Source organism: Kribbella pratensis (genome assembly GCF_004365355.1).
Taxonomy (GTDB): Bacteria; Actinomycetota; Actinomycetes; order Propionibacteriales; family Kribbellaceae; genus Kribbella.
In genome coordinates this window covers 3,070,795-3,091,003 of the sequence record NZ_SODP01000001.1, presented here as the reverse complement: position 1 = coordinate 3,091,003, position 20,209 = coordinate 3,070,795, and the positions used below count along the sequence as shown (strand labels likewise).

Annotated in this window: 15 protein-coding genes; 8 read left to right on the top strand and 7 right to left on the bottom strand. The window is 68.4% G+C overall.

Features of this window, described 5'->3' with window-relative positions:
• Positions 1-51 precede the first annotated feature (51 nt).
• A complete protein-coding gene (locus tag EV653_RS14585) occupies positions 52-948 on the top strand; it encodes a LysR family transcriptional regulator (protein ID WP_134102907.1) in 897 nt (298 codons plus the stop codon).
• Positions 949-1,003: 55 nt separating this feature from the next.
• Positions 1,004-1,561 carry a hypothetical protein gene (locus tag EV653_RS14580; protein ID WP_134102904.1) on the top strand — a complete coding sequence of 186 codons (558 nt, stop codon included), beginning with the start codon at positions 1,004-1,006 and terminating at the stop codon, positions 1,559-1,561.
• On the opposite strand, the gene EV653_RS14575 is transcribed toward EV653_RS14580, so the two are convergent.
• The 4 genes from EV653_RS14575 to EV653_RS14560 form a co-directional block, all read right to left on the bottom strand.
• Positions 1,558-2,322, bottom strand: a complete 765-nt coding sequence (locus EV653_RS14575; RefSeq protein WP_134102901.1) for an SDR family oxidoreductase — start codon at positions 2,320-2,322, stop codon at positions 1,558-1,560. The two genes, EV653_RS14580 and EV653_RS14575, sit on opposite strands and share 4 nt — an antisense overlap.
• An 83-nt stretch (positions 2,323-2,405) precedes the next feature.
• Positions 2,406-2,624 carry a DUF1918 domain-containing protein gene (locus EV653_RS14570; protein WP_238159736.1) on the bottom strand — a complete coding sequence of 73 codons (219 nt, stop codon included), beginning with the start codon at positions 2,622-2,624 and terminating at the stop codon, positions 2,406-2,408.
• 35 nt (positions 2,625-2,659) lie between these two features.
• Positions 2,660-4,078 (bottom strand): sensor histidine kinase, encoded by a 1,419-nt coding sequence (locus EV653_RS14565; RefSeq protein WP_134102898.1) that lies wholly within the window; start codon positions 4,076-4,078, stop codon positions 2,660-2,662.
• Between the two features lie 22 nt (positions 4,079-4,100).
• Positions 4,101-4,778, bottom strand: coding sequence for a response regulator transcription factor (locus EV653_RS14560; RefSeq protein WP_134102895.1), 678 nt, complete (start codon positions 4,776-4,778; stop codon positions 4,101-4,103).
• A gap of 145 nt (positions 4,779-4,923) precedes the next feature.
• Here EV653_RS14560 and yicI point away from each other — a divergent pair, with 145 nt between their 5' ends.
• Entirely contained in the window at positions 4,924-7,173 is a 2,250-nt protein-coding gene (gene yicI / locus EV653_RS14555) for an alpha-xylosidase (protein ID WP_134102892.1), read from the top strand.
• Here the strand turns inward: yicI and EV653_RS14550 are convergent.
• Together EV653_RS14550 and EV653_RS14545 are read right to left on the bottom strand one after the other, a co-directional pair.
• The gene (locus EV653_RS14550; protein ID WP_134102890.1) at positions 7,122-9,890 is read right to left on the bottom strand and encodes a glycoside hydrolase family 3 protein; all 2,769 of its coding nucleotides are present in this window, start codon (positions 9,888-9,890) and stop codon (positions 7,122-7,124) included. The genes yicI and EV653_RS14550 overlap by 52 nt on opposite strands.
• Positions 9,891-10,061: 171 nt before the next feature.
• Entirely contained in the window at positions 10,062-11,309 is a 1,248-nt protein-coding gene (locus tag EV653_RS14545) for an ROK family transcriptional regulator (RefSeq protein WP_166679392.1), read from the bottom strand.
• A gap of 93 nt (positions 11,310-11,402) precedes the next feature.
• Between EV653_RS14545 and EV653_RS14540 the strand changes: the two genes are divergently transcribed.
• From EV653_RS14540 to EV653_RS14520, 5 genes are read left to right on the top strand one after another with little or no spacing between them, the layout of a single operon-like run.
• Complete coding sequence (locus EV653_RS14540; protein WP_134102887.1) at positions 11,403-13,067, top strand: extracellular solute-binding protein; 1,665 nt, start codon at positions 11,403-11,405, stop codon at positions 13,065-13,067.
• A gap of 58 nt (positions 13,068-13,125) precedes the next feature.
• A complete protein-coding gene (locus tag EV653_RS14535) occupies positions 13,126-14,034 on the top strand; it encodes an ABC transporter permease (protein WP_134102884.1) in 909 nt (302 codons plus the stop codon).
• Positions 14,031-14,936 (top strand): carbohydrate ABC transporter permease, encoded by a 906-nt coding sequence (locus tag EV653_RS14530; RefSeq protein WP_134102881.1) that lies wholly within the window; start codon positions 14,031-14,033, stop codon positions 14,934-14,936. Before EV653_RS14535 ends, EV653_RS14530 begins: the two co-directional genes overlap by 4 nt.
• The gene (locus tag EV653_RS14525; protein WP_134102878.1) at positions 14,933-17,089 is read left to right on the top strand and encodes a carbohydrate-binding protein; all 2,157 of its coding nucleotides are present in this window, start codon (positions 14,933-14,935) and stop codon (positions 17,087-17,089) included. The genes EV653_RS14530 and EV653_RS14525 overlap by 4 nt, the downstream gene beginning before the upstream one ends.
• Positions 17,086-18,990, top strand: coding sequence for a beta-galactosidase (locus EV653_RS14520; RefSeq protein ID WP_134102875.1), 1,905 nt, complete (start codon positions 17,086-17,088; stop codon positions 18,988-18,990). The genes EV653_RS14525 and EV653_RS14520 overlap by 4 nt, the downstream gene beginning before the upstream one ends.
• Here EV653_RS14520 and EV653_RS14515 read toward each other — a convergent pair.
• Complete coding sequence (locus EV653_RS14515; RefSeq protein ID WP_134102872.1) at positions 18,966-19,985, bottom strand: LacI family DNA-binding transcriptional regulator; 1,020 nt, start codon at positions 19,983-19,985, stop codon at positions 18,966-18,968. The two genes, EV653_RS14520 and EV653_RS14515, sit on opposite strands and share 25 nt — an antisense overlap.
• Between the last annotated feature and the right edge of the window lie 224 nt (positions 19,986-20,209).

Here is a 20,209-nt window from a genome sequence, read left to right as displayed (position 1 = left end):
AGCCAAGTACCACTTTCTTAAGCGACTCTGTAGAACGCCTACAGTATTGGGATGGACGAACGACAGCTCCGAGTGCTCCGGGAAGTCGGCGAGCTGGGGAGTGTGACGGCCGCGGCCGAGGCGATGCTGGTGACCCCGTCCGCGATCTCGCAGCAGCTCAGGCTGTTGCAGCGCTCGATCCCCGTCGCGTTGACCGAGCGCGACGGCCGTCGGGTGGTGCTCACCGCGGCCGGACGTGCGTTGGCCGGGGCGGCGGCGGACGTGGAGTCGGCGTTGGCGCGCGCCCGCCAAGTCGTGGACGATTTCGCCGAGCAGCCGGATGCGGTCGTGTCGGTGTCCGCGTTCCACAGTGCGGCCGCTGCCTTCTTCCCGTCACTGTTGCAGGCGGGGGACGGGCCGCGAGTCAGCCTGCACGACGAGGATGTCGCGCAGGACGAGTTTCCTCCGTTGACCCGGGAGTACGACGTGGTGCTCGCGCATCGGATGGATCATGCAGCTCCCTGGCCGCGGACGGTTGCGGTCACGCCGTTGCTGCACGAGCCGTTGGATGTCGCCGTACCTGTTGGTCATCGGTTGGCGTCGAAGGTCTCGCTGGCACCGCGCGAGGTGGCGGGCGAGCCGTGGATCACCGTGCACGACGGGTTTCCGTTGATGGCAACGATCGAGGCGATCGGGGCGGCGGCGAACCGGCGGCTCGAGTTGGTCCACCGCGTCAACGAGTTCACCGTGGTCGCGGAACTGGTTGCCGCGGGCGCCGGTCTGGCGCTGATCCCGCGGTGGACGGCCCGGTCGCATCCCGGGATCGTGCTCGTGCCGATGCGGGGCGTGCACGTACGGCGGCACATCGACGCCCTGCACCGACCCGAACGCACGGCGCGGCGGGCTGTACGGACGACGCTCGCGAACCTACGGGCCGCGGCCGCGACGATCCGGACCGCAAGCGCTTGATAGCCTCCTGACAGTTCGCTCCCCGCCCGGAGCAGTCGTTCCGGGAAAGGGAGACATGACGGGAAGAGTGCGCGGCGTCCTTGCCGCGGTCGCGGTGCTGGGAGTGGTCGGCGTGATCGCCGGACCGATGGCAGCGGCGCAGAACCGGCCGCCCGGCGTACCGCGTGGCGAGATCGCCATCCCGGTGGCACCGGAGTCGAACGTTGCGTCAAGCAACGGACCGCTGCGAGAGCTCGAGCCGGACGGCCCGTTCCATGGTGCCCGCGCCGTCGTCGTGATGGTGTCCCACGGCGCACGGACCACCGTCCGGCTCCAGGTCACCGGCGTCGAGCCTGCGACCGGCAGTTTCGGCGCGCACCTGCACACGGGCCCTTGTGTGGCAGGCGATGGCGCGGCCGCCGGACCGCATTACAACACCGACGTGATCGAGGGCCGCAAGCCGGTGCGAATGGACCGCGAGCGCGAGATCTGGCTCGACTTCACGGTCGGCCCGAGCGGCGCAGGTGCGGCGTCAACCGTCGTACCCTTCGCCCCGAAACCCGGCAACCGCTCCATCGTCATCCACAGCTCGGCGGGCGCCCGCCTGGCCTGCCTCCCGCTCAGCTGGGACTAGGCCGAGCCGCCGTTGCTCTTCAGCAGTTGGCCATTGACCCACTGGCCTTGCGGGGAGCAGAGGAAATCGACCAGGTGAGCGGTGTCCTGAGGCGTGCCCAGGCGGCCGAGTGGGGTTTGCTGGAGACAGGCGTCACGGATCTCGTCGGTCATCCAGCCGGTGTCGATCGGGCCGGGGTTGACGACGTTCGCGGTCACGCCGAGCTCGGACAGCTCGTGCGCCGCCGCGAGCGTGATGCGGTCGAGCGCGCCCTTGCTGGCGCCGTACGGGAGATTGTGGACGGTGTGGTCGCTGGTCAATGCGACGATGCGGCCGGTGCCATGGGAGCCGGTGAAGCGCTGGGCGAACTCGCGGATCAGCAGCCAGGTCGCGCGGGCGTTGACCGCGAAGTGCCGGTCGAAGCTCTCGACGGTCGTGTCGAGGATGCTCGAGTCGACGGACTCGCAGTGGCACATCACCAGTGCGGTGACCTTGCTCAACTGCTCCTCGGCGGCAGTGAAGATCCGCTCCGGCGCCGACGGGTCGACGAGATCGGCCTCGATCGGCACGACGGTCGCGCCGAGATCGCTCAGCTCCTTGACGATCTCGTCCGTCGCCCCGGACTGCACACCCCACTGCATGCGGTCGTCGTACGCCGTCCAGTAGGTGAACGCGATATCCCAGCCCGAGGCGGCCAGCTGACGGGCGATACCGGCGCCGATGCCGACGGTACGGCCGACGCCGGTGACGAGGACGACTGGGCGGGCAACTGACTGGGTCATGCCGGCGATCCTGCTGGACGGCCCGCCCGGCCGGCAACCGGATTGTTCTCCGGATTGTTCTCCGGATTGTTCTCCGGATTGTTCTAGGTCCCGTGGTTGCTATGGACTATGTGCGCGTCCGGCCCCGGGAAGAAGAGCGACTCGGTGTCGGTGTCGGTCCAGTGCACGAGGTACGGCGGTGCGCCGTCCGGATCGTGCACCTCGACGATCTTCCCCTCGCGCCGGTGTGCCATCAGATGTGTGGTCTCGACCACAACTTGGTCCCCTGCTGCCGCTTTCACCACACCCACCTCCTTCACCATCAGCTTCGTCCCGAAGGGGCGTTCCGCACCACCCCCTACCCGATGTTCGGTAGCGTGACAGTGGCCGTCGTGCCGCCGGTGCTCGACGAGGTCAGCGTGATCGTGCCGTTGTGGGCGCGGGTGATCTCGCGGGCGATGGACAGCCCCAGACCGGATCCGCCGCTCGCGCGGGAGCGGCTGATGTCGAGCCGGACGAACCGTTCGAACACTCGCAGGCGATCCGCCTCGGGGATCCCGTCGCCGTCGTCCTCGACCGTGACGATCGCCGACCCGTCCTTCTCGGCCGTGGCCAGGTGGATGCTGGTGTGCGCGGCGCGGGCAGCGTTGTCGACGAGGTTCCGCAGTACCTGACTCAACCGCGCCGGGTCGCCGACCACGCGGACCGGGTGGACATCACCGGTCACCTTCAGTTCGGGCATCGAGCTTCGCAACCGCTGGATCTCGGCCGCGACCAGATCGTCGAGGTCCACGTCCGTCTGCTGCATCCGGATCCCGGTGTCGTCGGCCTTGGCGAGCAGCAGCAGGTCCTCGACGAGCTTCCGCATCCGGTCGGTCTCGGTCCCCATCACCGCACGCAGTTCGTGCCACGCCCGCCCGGTGGTGTCTGCCTCGATGACCTCCAGCGCCGCGGTCAGCGTGGCCAGCGGCGACCGCAGTTCGTGGCTGGCGTCCGCCACGAACGCCCGCTGCGTCGCCTGTCCGGTCTCGAGCCGGTCGAGCATCTCGTTCATCGTGACGGCGAGGCGCGCGATCTCGTCCCGCGTCTCCGGCACCGGGACCCGCTCGGTCAGGTCCCGCGTGCCGATGCCCTGCACCCGGGAGCGGATCCGCTCCACCGGGCGCAGCGCCTGTCCGACCATCAGCCACCCGGCCACGCCGACCACGATCAGCAACGCCGGGAACCCGATCACCAGGTACCTCGCGACCGTCGCGACCGTCTGCCGTTGCGTCTCCACCGACGACGCGACCACGACCGTGTACGTCTGGCCGCCGTACGACGCTCCTTGCGCGACGATCAGGTAGTTGTGGTCGTCGTCGATCAACGGCATCTCGCCGACCTCGGCCCGCATCAGCGCCCCGGCCGGCGGACGGAGATCGGTCAACGGCGTGTTACCGACCCGGCTCGACGAAGCGGCGATGACGCGTCCGGCCGGATCCAGGACCTGGACGAGCTGGGTCGCGCGGGTGGTCTCGACCAGATCGCGGGTGAGACCCGCCGTACCCTCTGAGCTCACCTGGCCGGCGACGTCTCCGACCCGGCCTTCAGCCGCATCGGAGACCTCGGTGATCAGGGCATGCTGCAGAAGCAGGAGCAACGCCGCGGCGCCGAGCATCAGCGCGACGGCGACCACGATCACGGCCGCGGCCGTCGAGCGACTCCGCACGCTCGCCTGCCGCCATCCACCCGCGGTCCGGTACCACCCGTCGACCCGTCGCCGCACGACCGTGCTCACCCAGCAATCTTCGCAGGTGCCGCTAGCCGCCCTCGGGGTTGAGCCGGTATCCCATGCCTCGGATGGTCTCGATCGCGTGCCGGGCGAACGGGGTGTCGATCTTCTTCCGCAGGTACCGCACGTAGACCTCGACCACGTTCGGGTCACCGTCGAACGCCGGGTCCCAGACCGATGCCAGGATCTCGGTCTTGCTGACGGTGTCGCCGCGGTGCCGCATCAGGAACTCGAGCAGGCCGTACTCGCGGGGCGTGAGGGTGATCTCCCGCCCGTCCCGCTCCACCCGCCGCCGGGCCACGTCGAGGGAGAGGTCGCCGGCGGTCAGGACCACCGGCCGCTCCGGTCCGCCGCGCCGGATCAGGGCCCGCAACCGCGCGATCAGGACCAGGAAGCTGAACGGCTTGGTCAGGTAGTCGTCCGCGCCGAGATCGAACGCGTCGGTCTGGTCGTACTCGCCGTCCTTCGCGGTCAGCATCAGCACCGGCGTCCAGATCCCGCGCGCCCGGAGCATCTCCAGCACCCGGTAGCCGTTGAGCTTGGGCAGCATGATGTCCAGCACGATCACGTCGTAGCTGTGTTCGGTCGCTGCCCACACCGCGTTCTCGCCGTCGTGCACCATCTCCACGACGAAGCCGGCGTCGGTCAGACCGCGGTGGACCGTGTCGGCCAACCGCAGCTCGTCCTCGACCATCAGCACTCGCATCCACCCAGTGTCACCGAGGTGCGCTGAGAATCCGCTGAGAGGTGGACAAACTTGACTCGATGAAGTCGGCCCACCTAGCGTTGTCGAAGCGCTTCGACAGTGTTCTGCACAGTGTTTCAACACCCTCCGGGAGAGGCTGGCCACGATGAAGTTCAGCGACGGGTACTGGCAGCTCCGGGCGGGAATGACGCGGTTGCGGCCGGCCGAGGTCGAGAGCGTGCAGCCGGGGGACCGGGAGCTGACCGTGTTCGCGCCGGCCAAGCGGATCGAGCGGCGCGGCGACACGCTCAACCAGCCGCTGTTCACTGTGACGTTCTCCTCGCCGGCGCGCGGCGTGATCGGGGTCCGGATCGCCCACCATCTCGGTGGCCTGCCCGCGCGCCCGGCGTACCGCTTGAATACCGACGACGATCATCCGGTGAAGGTGGATGTCGGTGCCGCCGAGGCGCGGTTGACCTCCGGTGAGCTGAGCGTGGTGATCGCGCTCGACGGGCCGTGGGACGTGCGGTTCGAGCAGGACGGCCGGCCGCTGACGAACTCGGGTGCGCGGAGCGTCGGCCTGATTACCGATGCCGATGGCAAGCAGTACGTCCACGAACAACTGGCGCTCGGTGTCGGCGAGACGATTTACGGTCTGGGGGAACGCTTCGGTGCGTTCGTGAAGAACGGTCAGATCGTCGACAGCTGGAACGCCGACGGCGGTACGTCGAGCGAGCAGGCGTACAAGAACGTGCCGTTCTACTTGAGCAGCAAGGGGTACGGCGTACTCGTCGACAGCCCGGCCCGCGTGTCGTTCGAGGTCGGCTCGGAGGTCACGTCCCGCAACCAGTTCAGCGTCGAGGGCCAGGAGCTCGGGTACTACGTCTTCGCCGGTCCGACCCCGAAGGACGTCCTCCGCCGCTACACAGCACTGACCGGGCGGCCCGCACGCGTGCCGGCGTGGTCGATGGGGCTGTGGCTGTCGACGTCGTTCACCACGGACTACACCGAGGAGACGACGAGCGCGTTCGTCGACGGGATGGCTGAGCGGGACCTTCCGTTGAGCGTGTTCCATTTCGACTGCTTCTGGATGCGGCAGTTCCACTGGTGTGACTTCCTGTGGGATCCGGTCGCGTTCCCGGATCCGGCCGGCATGGTCCGGCGGCTGAAGGATCGCGGTCTGCGCGTCAGCCTGTGGATCAACCCGTACATCGCGCAGCGGTCGGTGTTGTTCGAGGAGGGCAGTCGGCTCGGCTATCTGGTCAAGCGACCGGATGGCTCGGTCTGGCAGTGGGACATGTGGCAGGCCGGGATGGCGATCGTCGACTTCACCAACCCGGATGCGACCGCGTGGTACCGCTCGAAGCTGCAAGTCCTGATCGATCTGGGCGTCGACTGCTTCAAGACCGACTTCGGCGAGCGCATCCCGACCGATGTCGTCTGGCACGACGGATCCGATCCGGAGCGGATGCACAACTACTACGCGCAGCTCTACAACGCGGCCGTGTTCGGACTGCTCGAGGAGAACCGGGGCGAGGGCGAAGCCGTGCTGTTCGCCCGTTCCGCGACGGCCGGCGGGCAGCAGTTCCCGGTGCACTGGGGTGGCGACTGCGAGTCGACGTTCGAGGCGATGGCAGAGTCGTTGCGCGGCGGGCTCTCGCTGGCCGCGTCGGGCTTCGGGTACTGGAGCCACGACATCGGCGGTTTCGAGGGCCTGCCTGATCCCGCGATCTTCAAGCGCTGGGTGGCGTTCGGGCTGCTCTCGTCGCACTCGCGATTGCACGGCTCGTCGTCGTACCGGGTGCCGTGGGCGTTCGACGACGAGGCGGTCGACGTACTGCGGAAGTTCACCAAGCTGAAGCTGTCGTTGATGCCGTACCTGATGATGGCTGCCGCCGAGGCGCATCAGGACGGCGTGCCGATGATGCGGCCGATGGTTCTGGAGTTCCCCGACGATCCGGCGGTCGCCTATCTGGATCGCCAGTACATGCTCGGTCCCGATCTGCTGGTTGCGCCGGTGATGAGCGTGGACGGCGACGTCTCGTTCTACCTGCCGCGCGGACGATGGACGTCGCTGCTGACCGGCGAGGTGCTGTCGGGTCCGGGCTGGGTGCAGCAGACCCACGCGTTCGACAGCGTGCCTTTGTTCGTGCGTGAGGGTGCCGTCATCCCGATCGGGGCGGTCGACGACCGGCCGGAGTACGACTGGGCCGACGGGGTCGAGCTGCGCTGGTTCGCGCCGAGCGAGGGGCAGACGACCGTGGTCGAGCTGCCCGACGCCGACGGGGGAGTGGCTGCCGTGATCGAGTTGACCCTGCGCGACGGTGAGATCGAGTCGCGCGTGGTCGAGGGTGTGTGCGAGCGCTACACCGTCAAGCTCTCGAGCACCACGTCCGCTGCCGAGAAGACCGCATAGAGCGTGTGTACGCCGGTCACCGGGACGAGTTGCCCGGTGATCGGCATGAGCTGAGTTGTGGGTCGGACCGTGCCGAGGAGCTCCCCGTGCAACGGATCGTCGAGGCGGAGCTCGATCGTCGCCGATCCGGTCCCGCGGTTGGCGGCGGTGACGTCGACAGCTGTTTCCGAGTTCAGCTGGACGTCGTGAAACGCCAACCAGGCTTGGGGTTCCAGTGAGACGGTCGTCTCGTCGGACAGAGTGATTCCGCAGTACTCGTCGAAGCTGGTCGCAGCCAGTGCGAGCGTCCGCGACGGGATGCGTTCGCCGCGGACGTCGAGGGTCGTGGTCAGTCGAAGGTCCGTGCTGGACCGGCCGGCCATGACGCTGTGGCGTGCCGACTCGACGCAGTGGCGGTCCCGCGTCACGTCCCAGAATCCGAGGTCGGCCGCGGCGACGGTCAACTCGACTTCGGCGCTCTCTCCGGGGGCGAGCGTCAACCGGCGGAAACCACGGAGCTGCCGGAGCGGTTGTTTGACTCGTGAACGCTGTTGACGGGTGTACAGCTGGGCCACCTCGGTGCCCGGCCGGTCACCGGTGTTGGTCACCGTGAACGTGACTCGGACCTCGTCGTCGGATGCGATCGACGGAGCGCTCAGCCGCAGCTCGGCGTACCTGAAGCTCGTGTAGCTCAGGCCGTGACCGAAGGGGTAGAGCGGCGTACCCCGGTAATACAGGTATGTCGCGTCGGTGGTGATGATGTCGTAGTCGAGGAGGTCGGGGAGGTCCGCCGCGGAGTCGTACCAGGTCTGGGTCAGTCGTCCGGCCGGGTCGTGGTCGCCGAACAGTACGTCGGCCAGCGCGCGGCCGTACTCCTGCCCACCGTGCGCGGACCAGAGGACCGCCGGCAGGTGCTGCTGCGCCCAGCCGATCGCGAACGGATAGCTGCTGCTGAGCACGAGCACCGTGCGCGCGTTCGCGGCGTGGACCTGCCGGATCAGCCGGTCCTGGGCCGCCGGGAGGTCGAGGCTGTCACGATCCTCCGTCTCCCGGCCGTTCACCAACGGGTGGTTGCCGGCGACAACGATCGCGACGTCGGCGCGGGCGGCGATGACGGCTGCCTGTGCGGCCCCGTCGACGACGACGTCGAGCGTGAACGGGGTCGCCTGCTCGGCCAGGCTGATCGCACCTTCCGCGTCGACGTGGAGGTACCGGCCGCTGTGCAGGTGCTGGATCAGCACGGTTCCGGCCAGCTGCTCGAACCTGAACGTCTGCTTGACTTCCCAGCCGTTGGGACCGGGCTGATCGGCGACGAGTTCCCCGTCGTCGCTCACACTCAGGTGCTGCCCGTTCTGCACCGACCGCAACGCGAATGCGTCCCCGCCCCAGTCGAACAGGTCGAACTCGCCCGGCTCCCGGTCGGCTCGCAGTACGGCGTCCGGGCCGACCATCAGGTACGACGAGGAGTCGGCGATCCGGAGCGTGACCCGGTCGACGCCCTCGCAGTACTGGACGCGGTCGCGGCCGAGTCGCTCGACGATGCCGTCCAGCGCAGTGATCTGGTACGGCAGCGTTCCGGCGTACCAGTCCTCCCTGACGGCGCCGGCGAGCGGTCCGATGACGGCGATCCCCTGGACGGAGTCGGTGAGGGGCAGGACCTGGCACTCGTGCTTGAGCAGGACGATCGCCTGACGTGCGGCGTCCTGGGCCAGCTCGCGATGGGCGGGACAATTGACCAGATCAGGCTCGAGACCGCGGTACGGATCGAGTTCGGGCGGGTCGAACTCGCCGAGCCGGAGCCGGATCGCGAGCACGCGCCGTACTGCGGTGTCGATGTCTGCCCACGTGAGCAGACCGCGTTCGAGCGCCTCGCGGAGTCGGTCGATCGTCGGGGTCGAGTTGGTGTCGTCCTGCGTGAAGCTGTCCACGCCGGCCTTGACCGCGGCGGCGTACGCGGTCGCGCCGTCGGGCGCGTACTGCTGCAGACCGAACAGGTTGCTGGGCGCGTAGGCATCGCTGACGACCAGCACGTCGTCGCCGGTCCAGGTGCGGAGTACGTCGTTGATCAGCGGGCTCAGGTGCGCAGGCCGTCCGTTCACCAGGTTGTAGGACGGCATCACCCCGACCGCTGCGCCGGACTCGATCGGGGCGCGGAACGCCGGCAGCTCGTACTCGTGCAGGACCCGCGGCGGCAGGTTGCTCGAGGTCGTGCAGCGATCGGTCTCGTTGTTGTAGGCAAGGAAGTGTTTGAGCGTCGGAGCGGTCCTGAGGTACGACGGATCGTCGCCGGCGAGCCCGCGTCCGTACGCGGTCGCGACGACTCCGGTCAGCCAGGGATCCTCGGCGTACCCCTCCTCGTTCCGGCCCCAGCGCGGGTCGCGGAGCGGGTTGACCACCGGGGCCCAGACGTTGAGGCCGACACCGGCCGGGTCCTTGTGGTGGAATACGCGGACCTCGTCACCGACCGCGGCGCCGACGGCCCGGACCAGCTCCGGGTTCCAGGTGCTGGCGAGGCCGATCGCCTGCGGGAAGACCGTCGCCGGCCCGAGCCAGGCGACGCCGTGCAGCGCCTCGGTGCCGGTGCGGAACGCGTGCAGGCCGAGCCGCGGGACGGGCGGCTGGTACTGGTGCAGGAGCGCGACCTTCTCGTCCGGGGTGAGCCGGGCGAGCAGATCGTCGATCCGCGCGCCGGTCGGCCGGGCCGGATCACGGAACAGGGGAGGAGCTGGAGTTCTCATCGGCGATCGACTCCACGGGCTGTGTGTCGAAGCGCTTCGAACGATCATCGTCGACAGTTGATCGAAGCGCTTCGACAGATCGGGCGTGAACAGAGGGTTGCATCCTGAGCGCCGACGGTCAAGACCTCGCGGGGTCGCTCGGGGTAGGCGCTTACCGTGCCGTCGGCAGGGCTAGCGGGCCGGGAGCCGCCCTTGGGTGAGGGGGGTCAGAGCCTGAGCGGCGGCGCCCAGGGGAGTGGCGGTGTCGGGGAGCGTCGACGCGAGCACTGTGCACCCGCCGGCGTCGGGGGCGATCGTCGCCTCGCGGAGTGCCTTGTCGAGCGCGGGGGTGAGGTGGTCTGCGAGGAGGGCGTAGGCGCCGCCGAGGACGACGACCTCGGGGTTGAGGATATTGACGAGCGCGGCGATGCCCTGACCCAGATAGCCGCCGGCTTCGGCGAGGACCTGCGTGACCGTGGGCTCCTCGGCGTCCGCGCGCCGGATCAGTTCCTCGAGTTGGAGTTGCGGATCGCTGTCGGTCAGATCTGTCCGGGCCATGATCGACGGCAGACTCGCCAGCGCCTCGAGACAGCCCCGTCGACCGCATCCACAGCGAGGCCCGTCCGGGACCAGGCGCAGGTGGCCGATCTCCCCGACGTACCCGAGGTGGCCTTCGAGCGGCTTGCCGTCGACGATGATCCCTGCCCCGACACCGGTGTCCCCGGTCAGCCGGATCAGGTTCCTGGTGCCGGCGTGCGGGCCGTAGAGATGCTCGGCCAGCACGCCCAGCGACGCGTCGTTGTCGACCGTCACCGGGATGTCCGGCCGTCCGAGTGCCGCTGCGAGCTCCGCCCGCATCGGCACGTCCCGCCAGCCCAGGCCCGCGGCCAGTACGACGGCGCCGTCGCGATTCACGAGCCCTGGCACGCCCACCGTGATGCCGAGCACCTGTCGACCGGACGACTGCACGGCGGTCACCGCCCGGCGGGCCAGGTTGGCCAGCGCCGCGATCGTCTTCGCGGGCCCGGCGTCCACACCCGGTCCGGCACGGTGCCAACGCAGTACCTGCTCTCCGGCGGTGTCGCAGCCCAGCGCGGTCAGGCCACGGGCGCTCACCTCGAGCCCGATGGTCGCGTACGCCGATCCGTCGAGCACGAGCAGCGTCGCCGGGCGGCCGACGTGGTTCTGGGTCTGCTGGGTCTCGCGGACCAGGCGGCGCTCGAGCAGATCCCCGACGATGCTGGTCACGGTCGCCTTGTTGAGACCGGTCCCGGTGGCGATCGCGGCCCGCGAACAGGGTGCCTGGCGGCGCAGGTAGCCCAGCACCGCGGCCAGGTTGGTCGCGCGGATATGGGTGTGGTCCGCGGTCTGTGTGGTCAAGGTCCGTCCCTCGATCGAGTCCTGCGCGAGGTTGTGTGTGCTGATGCCACGCCGGCGCATCGCCGAACACAACCTAGTTCTACACCTTGTCGCCCCGTCGGCTCTGAGCTAATTTGTTTGGCTACCAGCCCAACTAATTCTAGGGGATGCAACGTGACCGGACCAGAGATCGGCGGCACCAGGCGCCGGACCTTCATCTCCCTGCTCGGCGTCGGTGCCGCGGCCGCCGGCGGTGTCACACTGACCGGCTGCTCCAACAGCAGTTCGGGATCCAGCACGAGCGGCCGGGCCGAGACCGAGGACAAGTTGTCCGGCCTGCTGCCGAAGTTCATCGCGTACGAGCCGGTGAAGCCGGACCTGCCCGGCGAGAACGGCGCGTCGCCCGGCTTCTCGCACTATCCGAGCGAGCTGAAGCGGGCTGTGCCCGACAAGATGGTGCCGAGCGGCAAGGAAGTCTCGGCGATGACGCCGCTGTGGAGCCCGATGCCGCCCGGCCTCGGCAAGAACTCCTACTACGACGCGAACAACGAGCGGATCGGGGCGCCGGTCCGGTTCAACATCCTCAACGGCAATGACTACGGCGACAAGCTCGGCCCGATCCTCGCGGCCGGCAACGTGCCCGAGCTGCTCTGCATCCCGGGCTGGAACATCTCCGGGTTGACCCGGTTCGGTCAGGCCGTGGACAAGCTGTTCGAGGACCTCACGCCGTACCTGGCCGGTGACAAGGCGGCGGAGTACCCGATGCTGGCCAACCTGCCGACCCGTGCCTGGGCGTACGGCGTGTGGAACTCCCAGCTGAAGGCAGTGCCGTTCCCCTCGGACGGGTTCCCGTGGGCGCTGTTCTACCGCAAGGACATCTTCGACCAGGTCGGCGCGCAGCCGCCGAAGAACGCCGACGAAGTACTGGCGCTCGGCAAGCAGCTCACCGACGCGAAGGCGGGCCGGTGGGCGTTCGGCTCGGTCGCCGACGAGATGGCCCGGATGTTCGGGGCGCCGGGCAGCTGGCGCAAGGACTCCAGCGGCAAGCTGGTGAACAAGATCGAGACTCCGGAGTTCGAGGAGTCGGTGGCGTTCGTTCGCAGGCTGTTCCAGTCGGGGTACGTGCATCCGGAGGTGGTCGCGAACGCCGGTGCGGACGAGAACGCGCTGTTCGAGGGCGGCAAGTTCGTGATCCGGCAGAACGGGCTGGGCGGCTGGCACGAGGCGTTGCAGCGGCAGCAGACGATCAACCCGAAGTTCAACCCGCAGCCGGTGATGCCGTTCGCTCACGACGGCGGTGCGCCGATCACCTGGGGCGGTGATCCGGCCGGCATCTTCACCTTCGTGAAGAAGGGGGTCGGCGAGCAGCGGGTGAAGGAGCTGCTCGGCGTCATGAACTACACGTCGGCGCCGTTCGGAACCGAGGAGTACGTGCTCTACAACTACGGGGTCGAGGGCAAGCACTACGTGAAGCAGGCCACCGGCGCTCCGAAGCTCACCGCACTCGGGCAGAAGGAGGTCTCGCAGACGTACATCTTCCTGGGTGGCCGTCCGACGGCGATCACCGAGAGCGAATACCCGGGGTACGTGCAGTCGATGAGTGCTTGGCAGAACGCGGCGGCGAAGGTCCGCGAGAAGAACCTGTTCGACGGGATCCGGGTCGAGCAGCCGGCCAAGATGGCCGCGCTGTACCAGCCGTTCGACGACGCGCTCCAGGACATCTTCCGCGGCCGTAAGCCGGTCAGCGAGCTGAAGACGGCGGTCAAACAATGGCAGACCAACGGCGGCAACGAAGGCCGCGACTTCTACGCCAAGGTCCTCAGTGACAACGGTCGTTAAGCCCCCGGAGCGGGCGGCTCGGCAGGCGGCTCCGGCGAGGTCCGAGAAGCGTTCCGGCATGCGGTTCCGGCATCGGTTGCGGCGGGATTGGCCGTTGTTGGTGATGGTGTTGCCGGTGATCGTGTTGCTGGGTGTGTTCCATTACTTTCCGACGCTCGGCAACGTGATCGCCTTCCAGGACTATTCGCCGTACGCCGGGATCCGGGGCAGCGAGTTCATCGGGTTCGCGAACTTCAGCCGGATGTTCTCCGAGCCGGCGTTCTGGCGGGCGGTCGCGAACACCCTGTCCATCACCGCGGTCCAGCTGATCTTCTTCTTCCCGATCCCGATTGCCTTGGCCCTGCTGCTGAACAGCGTGCTGTCGGCAAAGATCCGCAACGTTGTCCAAGGCATCGTCTACCTGCCGCACTTCTTCTCCTGGGTGCTGGTCGTGTCGTTGTTCCAGCAGATGATCGGCGGCGCCGGCCTGCTGGCGCAGACGCTGCGGGATCACGGACACTCGGCAGTCGACCTGATGACGAAGCCGGACACGTTCATCCTGCTGGTCACCGCCCAGTCGGTCTGGAAGGACGCGGGCTGGGGGATGATCGTCTTCCTCGCGGCCCTCTCCACCATCAATCCCGCACTCTACGAAGCCGCCGCGGCCGACGGAGCCAACCGCTGGCGCCGGCTCTGGCACATCACGCTGCCCGGCCTGCGTCCGGTGATCGTCCTGCTCCTGATCCTGCGCCTCGGCGATGCGCTGACGGTCGGCTTCGAGCAGTTCATCCTGCAACGCAGCGCCGTCGGCGGAGGCGCCGCCGAGGTGCTCGACACGTATGTGTACTACCAGGGCCTGCTCGTCGGCGACTTCGGGTACGGCGCCGCAGCCGGTCTCTTCAAAGGGGTGATCGGCCTCGTCCTGGTCCTGGTGGCCAACCGATTCGCTCACCTGGTGGGCGAGCAGGGGGTGTATTCGCGCTCATGACCGCAAGAGCTGTCTGGGAAGAGGAACCGACCGCGATCGGTCGGCTGAGCAAGCCGGTCGTACTGACGCTGATCGCTTTGGCGGTGGCGTTCCCGCTGTACGTCGTGGTGGTGACAAGCCTGTCCAGCACGGAAGCGGTGACCCGCGCCGGCGGGTTGGTCGTCGTACCACGCGAGCTGACCGTGGCGGCGTACGTGCAACTGCTGTCCGGCGGTGTGGTCACGAGGGCGTTGCTGATCAGCGTGTTGATCACGGCAGTCGGCACGGCGTTCAGTCTCGGGATCACCGTGCTGGCGGCGTACGGATTGTCGCGGCCGGGGTCGGTGTTCCATCGGCCGCTGCTGTTCGTCGTACTGCTGACGTTCCTGTTCGGGCCGGGCATCATCCCGAGCTATCTGCTGGTGAACTCGCTCGGCCTGATCGACCACTACGCGTCGCTGATCCTGCCGACCGCGATCTCGGCGTTCAACCTGATCGTGATGCGCTCGTTCTTCATGGGCATTCCGGGGGAGCTGATCGACAGCGCGCGGATCGACGGCGCGGGCGAGTTCGCCATCCTCCGCCGAATCGTCATGCCGCTGTCGAAGGCCGTCGTCGCGGTTGTCGGCCTGTTCTACGCCGTCGGCTACTGGAACGCGTTCTTCAACGCGCTGCTGTACATCAACGACAACAACAAGTGGCCGTTGCAGATGGTGTTGCGGACGTACATCGTGCAGCAGCAACCCCTGCCGACCGGCGCCGGCGGCATAGCGACCGGCACCGGCCTCGGCATGCAGCCGGCACCCGGTCTGGCCATCAAGATGGCGATCGTCGTGATCGCGATCGTCCCGGTCCTCCTCGTCTACCCGTTCATCCAGCGGCACTTCACCAAGGGCGTCATCATCGGCGCGGTGAAGGGATGAGCACGCGACGGCAGTTCCTTGCCCTCGGCACCGGTACGGCGATGCTCGCGGCGACCGCCGGTCACGCCCAGGCCGCTGCGTCGAACAGGTATCGCTGGCGAAACGTCGAGATCGTCGGCGGCGGCTTCGTCACCGGAATCACCCACCATCCGGGCCGGCGCGGGCTGATCTACGCGCGCACCGACATCGGCGGTGCGGTCAGGTTCGACAATCGCACCCAGCGTTGGGTGCAACTGCTGCACTGGATCGGCTGGGACGACTGGAACTGGACCGGCGTCGAGAGTCTGACCATCGACCCGGCGGACCCGCGGTGGCTGTACCTTGCCGTCGGCACCTATACCAACGACTGGTCTCCGATCAACGGGGCGATCCTTCGCTCCGTTGATCAGGGCCGGACGTTCGTGCGGACCGACCTGCCGTTCAAACTCGGCGGCAACGAACCCGGCCGGTCGATGGGTGAGCGGCTGGTTGTCGACCCGAACGACGGCCGGATCCTGTTCCTCGGGACCCGCAACCAGGGACTGTGGCGCAGCGCCGATCGCGGCGTCACCTGGGCGCGGGTCGACAGCTTCCCGGACACCGGCACGCGCGGTATCGGGATCGGCTTCGTCTTCTTCGACCCACGCGACGGCACGATCTACGCGGGTGTGGCCGATGCCGCGGCCGGGTTGTACCGCAGCACCGACGCCGGTGTGACCTGGGCGCCGATCCCCGGCCAACCGACAGGACTGTTGCCACACCACGGCGAGCTAGGGGCCGATGGCAACATCTACGTGAGCTACGGCGACCTGCCGGGTCCGTACGAGATGTACGACGGCGCCGTGCACAAACTGGACACCGCCACCGGTGAGTGGACCGACATCACCCCGCTGCGGCCGAACACCGGCGGCGAGGCCGGGTTCGGGTACGCCGGCCTCGCCACGGATCCGCGTCGGCCCGGCACCGTGATGGTGGCGACGATGGGCCGGTGGGGTCCGGTGGACGACATCTTCCGATCGGTCGACGGCGGACGGACCTGGTCCTCGATCGGCGAGCGGATCGTGCTCGACACGTCGGGAGCGCCGTACCTGAACTTCCACGGGACACCGAAGCTCGGCTGGATGATCGGCGACATCTCGATCGACCCGTTCGACTCGGCCAAGGTCCTCTACGTCACCGGTGCGACGATCTTCGGCACCGACGACGCGACCGAGGCCGAGGCGGGCCGCAGTACCCACTGGTCTGTCCGTGCGCAGGGCCTGGAGGAGACCGCCGTACTCGACCTGATCAGTCCGCCCTGGGGACCGCCGCTGATCAGCGCGCTCGGCGACATCGGGGTGTATCGCCACGACCGGCTGGACCGGGTGCCGCCGGACGGACAGGCGTCGAATCCGGTCAGTGGAACCTCGCCGAGCCTGGATTACGCCGCTCGAGCACCGGGATTCGTGGTCCGGCTGGCGGACGCGAACGCGGGGGAGCGCGGCGCCTACTCGACCGACGCCGGGGTGAGTTGGCAGCCGTTCACCGGGGAGCCGGCACCGATGACGCAACCCGGCCGGATCGCGATCAGCACGGACGCGCGGACGATCGTCTGGGCGCCGGACGACCTGGTTGCGCACTACTCGCGCGATCGTGGCGCGACGTGGACCGCAGTCACGGGGCTGCCGGTCAAGGCCGCTGTCGTCGGTGACCGGGTCGACGGCAGGTTGTTCTACGGATTCGATCCAGCCACCGGTACGGCGTACGTCAGTACGAACGGCGGCGCTTCCTTCACCGCGACCGCGATCGGTCTGCCGACCGGGGCCGGCAAGCTGGAGACCGTGCTCGATCGGGCCGGGCATTGCTGGCTAGCCGCGGGCGCCGGCGGTCTGTATCGGTCGGTCGACAGCGGGCTAACGTACTTTCCCGTGACATCAATCGATGAGGCCTACACCATCGGCTTCGGCAAGGCCGCGCCCCGTCACCGGGACATGGCTGCGTACACATCGGGGAAGGTGGCCGGCGTCCGCGGCATCTTCCGGTCGGACGACAGCGGCGCCTCGTGGGTGCGCGTGAACGACGACCGGCACCAGTACGCGTCCACCGGTGAGGCGATCGCCGGCGATCCGCGGGTGTACGGACGGGTGTACCTGTCCACCAACGGCTTCGGGATTCCGTACGGCGAGCCGGTATGACGAGACTCTGGTACGGCGGCGACTACAACCCGGAGCAGTGGGATCCGGCGGTGTGGAAGGAGGACGTCGACCTGATGCGTCAGGCCGGCGTGAACCTGGTCACCGTCGGCGTCTTCTCCTGGTCGACCCTGGAACCGTCTCCGGGGCAGTACAACTTCACCTGGCTGGACCAGGTTCTCGACCAGTTGTACGACGATGGCGTCAGCGTCGATCTGGCGACGCCGACCGCGTCGCCACCGCCGTGGTTCAGCCGGCTGCACCCCGAGGCGCTGCCGGTGACAGCGGACGGCGTACGGCTCACGCACGGCAGCCGGGACACGTACTGCGTGTGCGCGCCGGCGTACCGCGAGGCCGCGCGCGGGATCGCGCGGACGCTCGCCGAGCGCTATCACGATCACCCGGCACTGGCGATGTGGCATGTGCACAACGAGTACGGGACGGTCTGCTACTGCTCGTTGGCTGCGGCACGATTCCGCGAGTGGCTACGGGAGCGCTACGGCACGCTCGACCGATTGAACGAGGCGTGGACGACCGCGTTCTGGAGTCAGGGCTACGCCGAGTGGACGGACGTCGAGCCGCCACGAAAGACGCAGTACCTGGTGAATCCGACGCAGTACCTGGACTTCCGGCGCTTCTGGTCGGACGAGCTGCTGGCCGCGTATCTCGAGCAGAAGACCGAGCTGCGGAAGGTGTCGGCATTGCCGATCACCACGAACTTCGTGTTCGGCAACTGGGTTCCGGTGAACCATGCGCGGTGGGCCGCCGAGGTAGATGTCGTTGCCATTGACCACTATCCGGATCAAGCCGGGATCGGGGCCGAGGAGCAGACGGCCTTCGGTGCGGACCTGGCCCGCGGCTGGGCCGGTGGGAGGCCGTGGCTGTTGATGGAGCAGGCGGCGGGAACGCTCAATACCGGGCCCCGGATGCACGCGAAGGAGCCGGGGCGGATGGCGCGACACAGCCTCTCCCACATCGCCCGCGGCTCGCAGGGTGCGCTGTTCTTCCAGTGGCGGGCGTCGCGGGGCGGAGCGGAGATGTACCACTCGGCGATGGTGCCGCACGCGGGCCCGGACAGCCGGATGTTCAGGGAGATCACGCAGCTCGGATCGGAGCTGCCGCATCTGGCTGAGGTTGCCGAGAGCAACGTTGTGGCCGACGTCGCGATCCTCTGGGACGTCGAGTGCTGGTGGGCGATGCAAGGCACCCACCTGCCCTCGTCGTCGCTCGACTACCTGGCCGCCGTCCGCTCCGCGCATCGGCATTTCTGGCGCGCGGGAGTGACGGTCGACTTCGCCGCCCCCACCGACGATCTGGCGTCCTACAAGCTGGTCGTTGCCCCCAGCCTCTATCTCGTGAGTGACGATGCCGCGGCGAATCTCACCGCCTACGTGGAGAACGGCGGCGACTTGGTCGTCGGGTACTTCAGCGGAATCGTCGATCCCGATCTGCGGGTCCGACTCGGCGGGTATCCCGGTGCGTTCACCGAGCTGCTCGGCGTGCGCGTCGAGGAGTTCCATCCGCTGCCCGACGACGGCGAGGTCGTCCTTTCCTCCGGCGGCCGCGGGCGCTTGTGGAGCGAGGACGTGCACGCGGTGTCAGCCGAGGTCGTCGATCGGTACGCCGGGGGAGTGCTGGACGGCAAGCCCGCGATCACGCGCCGCCAGATCGGAGCAGGTATGGCGTGGTACGTGTCAACCGAGCTGGACGATGCCACCGCGGCGCGGCTGTTCGAGCTGCCGGCGTCGCCGGTGGAGACCGTACGACGACGGTCCGGCGACACCACCTGGACCTTTCTGTTCAACCACGGAGACGCAGAGTTCGCCGTACGGGATGCAGGCGAGTTGGTCGCCGGCGAGCTGCCGGTTCCGGCCGGCGGTTATGCCGTGGTGAGGTCGCCGTGAGGGCAAGTGCTGCCGCGGGCAGTCAGCGTCGGGGGGACCAGCGTCAGGCTCGGCACCTCGCCACCCTCGAGCTTCGCGATCAGCGACTCGACCGCCTGGTCGCCGATCCGTTCCGCCGGGATGCTGACCGACGACAGCTGGGGGACCTGCCGCTCGGCGACGTCGTCCGCGCAGATCGCGACCAGCGACATGTCCTCCGGGACGCGGCGGCCGAGGCGGCGCAGCACGTCGAGCAGCGGGCCGATGATCGGCTCGTTCTGGACGACCAGCCCGGTGATGTCCGGGTGATCGCTGAGGAGTTGCTCGACCGTGTGCAGGATCGCGTCGAAGGTGTGCTCACACGGCGTTTCGACCCCGAGCACGCCGCGGCGTTCGGCTGCCTCGACGAATCCGGTGAGCGTTCGCTGGGCGAATCCGGTCTGGCGCTCGTAGACGGCCGACGGAGTACCGAGCAGTGCCAGCGAGCGATGGCCGAGGTCGGCCAGGTGGTCGACACAATGCGCGCCGGCGGCAACGAAGTCCAGGTCGATGCAGGTCAGGCCGTCGGCGTCGTCGGGGTATCCGATCAGCACCGACGGCATCGGCAGCTCGCGCAGCACTGGGACCCGCTCGTCGTGCAGTTCGACGTCCATCACGACGAGCGCGTCCACCAGCGAGCTCTGCGCGACCCGCTCCAGCCCGTCCGGTCCTTCGTCGGCGGTCAGCAGCAGTACGTCGTGATCGAACCGGCGGGCCGTGGTCACGACCGCGGTGGCGAACTGCATCATCACCGGGACATGCATACCGGTCCGCAGCGGGATCACCAGCGCGAGCACGTTGGACCGCTGGCTGGCCAGCGCCCGGGCGCTCGCGTTCGGGCGGTAGCCGAGCGCGTGGACGCTGCGCTGCACCCGCTCCCGGGTGTCGGTCGAGATCGTCCGCTTCCCGCTGAGCACGTAGGACACCGTGCTGGCCGCGACCCCGGCATGCCGGGCCACGTCGGCGATCGTGACCATCGCACTCCCTTTCCTCGACCTGCCCCAGTTCTACCCCAGTCGAAGCGCTTCGACACCCCTTTATACCCCTGCACTCGCCCACGGTTCTTCCCCTGCGTTCGCCCCAACGAGAGGAAACGACATGCCGAGATGGTGGAAAGCAGCAACATCAGTGCTGACAGTACTGGCCGCCGGCCTGGTGACCGCGGCACCGGCCGACGCTGCGGCCTGGTCGTCGTCGGACA

What these genes read in the sequence shown, in the direction of transcription:
- EV653_RS14570 (WP_238159736.1), bottom strand. Translation starts at nt 2,624, where the DNA reads ATGGTGAAGGAGGTGGGTGTGGTGAAAGCGGCAGCAGGGGACCAAGTT.
- EV653_RS14515 (WP_134102872.1), bottom strand. Translation starts at nt 19,985, where the DNA reads ATGGTCACGATCGCCGACGTGGCCCGGCATGCCGGGGTCGCGGCCAGC.
- EV653_RS14520 (WP_134102875.1), top strand. Translation starts at nt 17,086, where the DNA reads ATGACGAGACTCTGGTACGGCGGCGACTACAACCCGGAGCAGTGGGAT.
- EV653_RS14525 (WP_134102878.1), top strand. Translation starts at nt 14,933, where the DNA reads ATGAGCACGCGACGGCAGTTCCTTGCCCTCGGCACCGGTACGGCGATG.
- yicI (WP_134102892.1), top strand. Translation starts at nt 4,924, where the DNA reads ATGAAGTTCAGCGACGGGTACTGGCAGCTCCGGGCGGGAATGACGCGG.
- EV653_RS14575 (WP_134102901.1), bottom strand. Translation starts at nt 2,322, where the DNA reads ATGACCCAGTCAGTTGCCCGCCCAGTCGTCCTCGTCACCGGCGTCGGC.
- EV653_RS14550 (WP_134102890.1), bottom strand. Translation starts at nt 9,890, where the DNA reads ATGAGAACTCCAGCTCCTCCCCTGTTCCGTGATCCGGCCCGGCCGACC.
- EV653_RS14580 (WP_134102904.1), top strand. Translation starts at nt 1,004, where the DNA reads ATGACGGGAAGAGTGCGCGGCGTCCTTGCCGCGGTCGCGGTGCTGGGA.
- EV653_RS14545 (WP_166679392.1), bottom strand. Translation starts at nt 11,309, where the DNA reads ATGCGCCGGCGTGGCATCAGCACACACAACCTCGCGCAGGACTCGATC.
- EV653_RS14585 (WP_134102907.1), top strand. Translation starts at nt 52, where the DNA reads ATGGACGAACGACAGCTCCGAGTGCTCCGGGAAGTCGGCGAGCTGGGG.
- EV653_RS14560 (WP_134102895.1), bottom strand. Translation starts at nt 4,778, where the DNA reads ATGCGAGTGCTGATGGTCGAGGACGAGCTGCGGTTGGCCGACACGGTC.
- EV653_RS14530 (WP_134102881.1), top strand. Translation starts at nt 14,031, where the DNA reads ATGACCGCAAGAGCTGTCTGGGAAGAGGAACCGACCGCGATCGGTCGG.
- EV653_RS14535 (WP_134102884.1), top strand. Translation starts at nt 13,126, where the DNA reads ATGCGGTTCCGGCATCGGTTGCGGCGGGATTGGCCGTTGTTGGTGATG.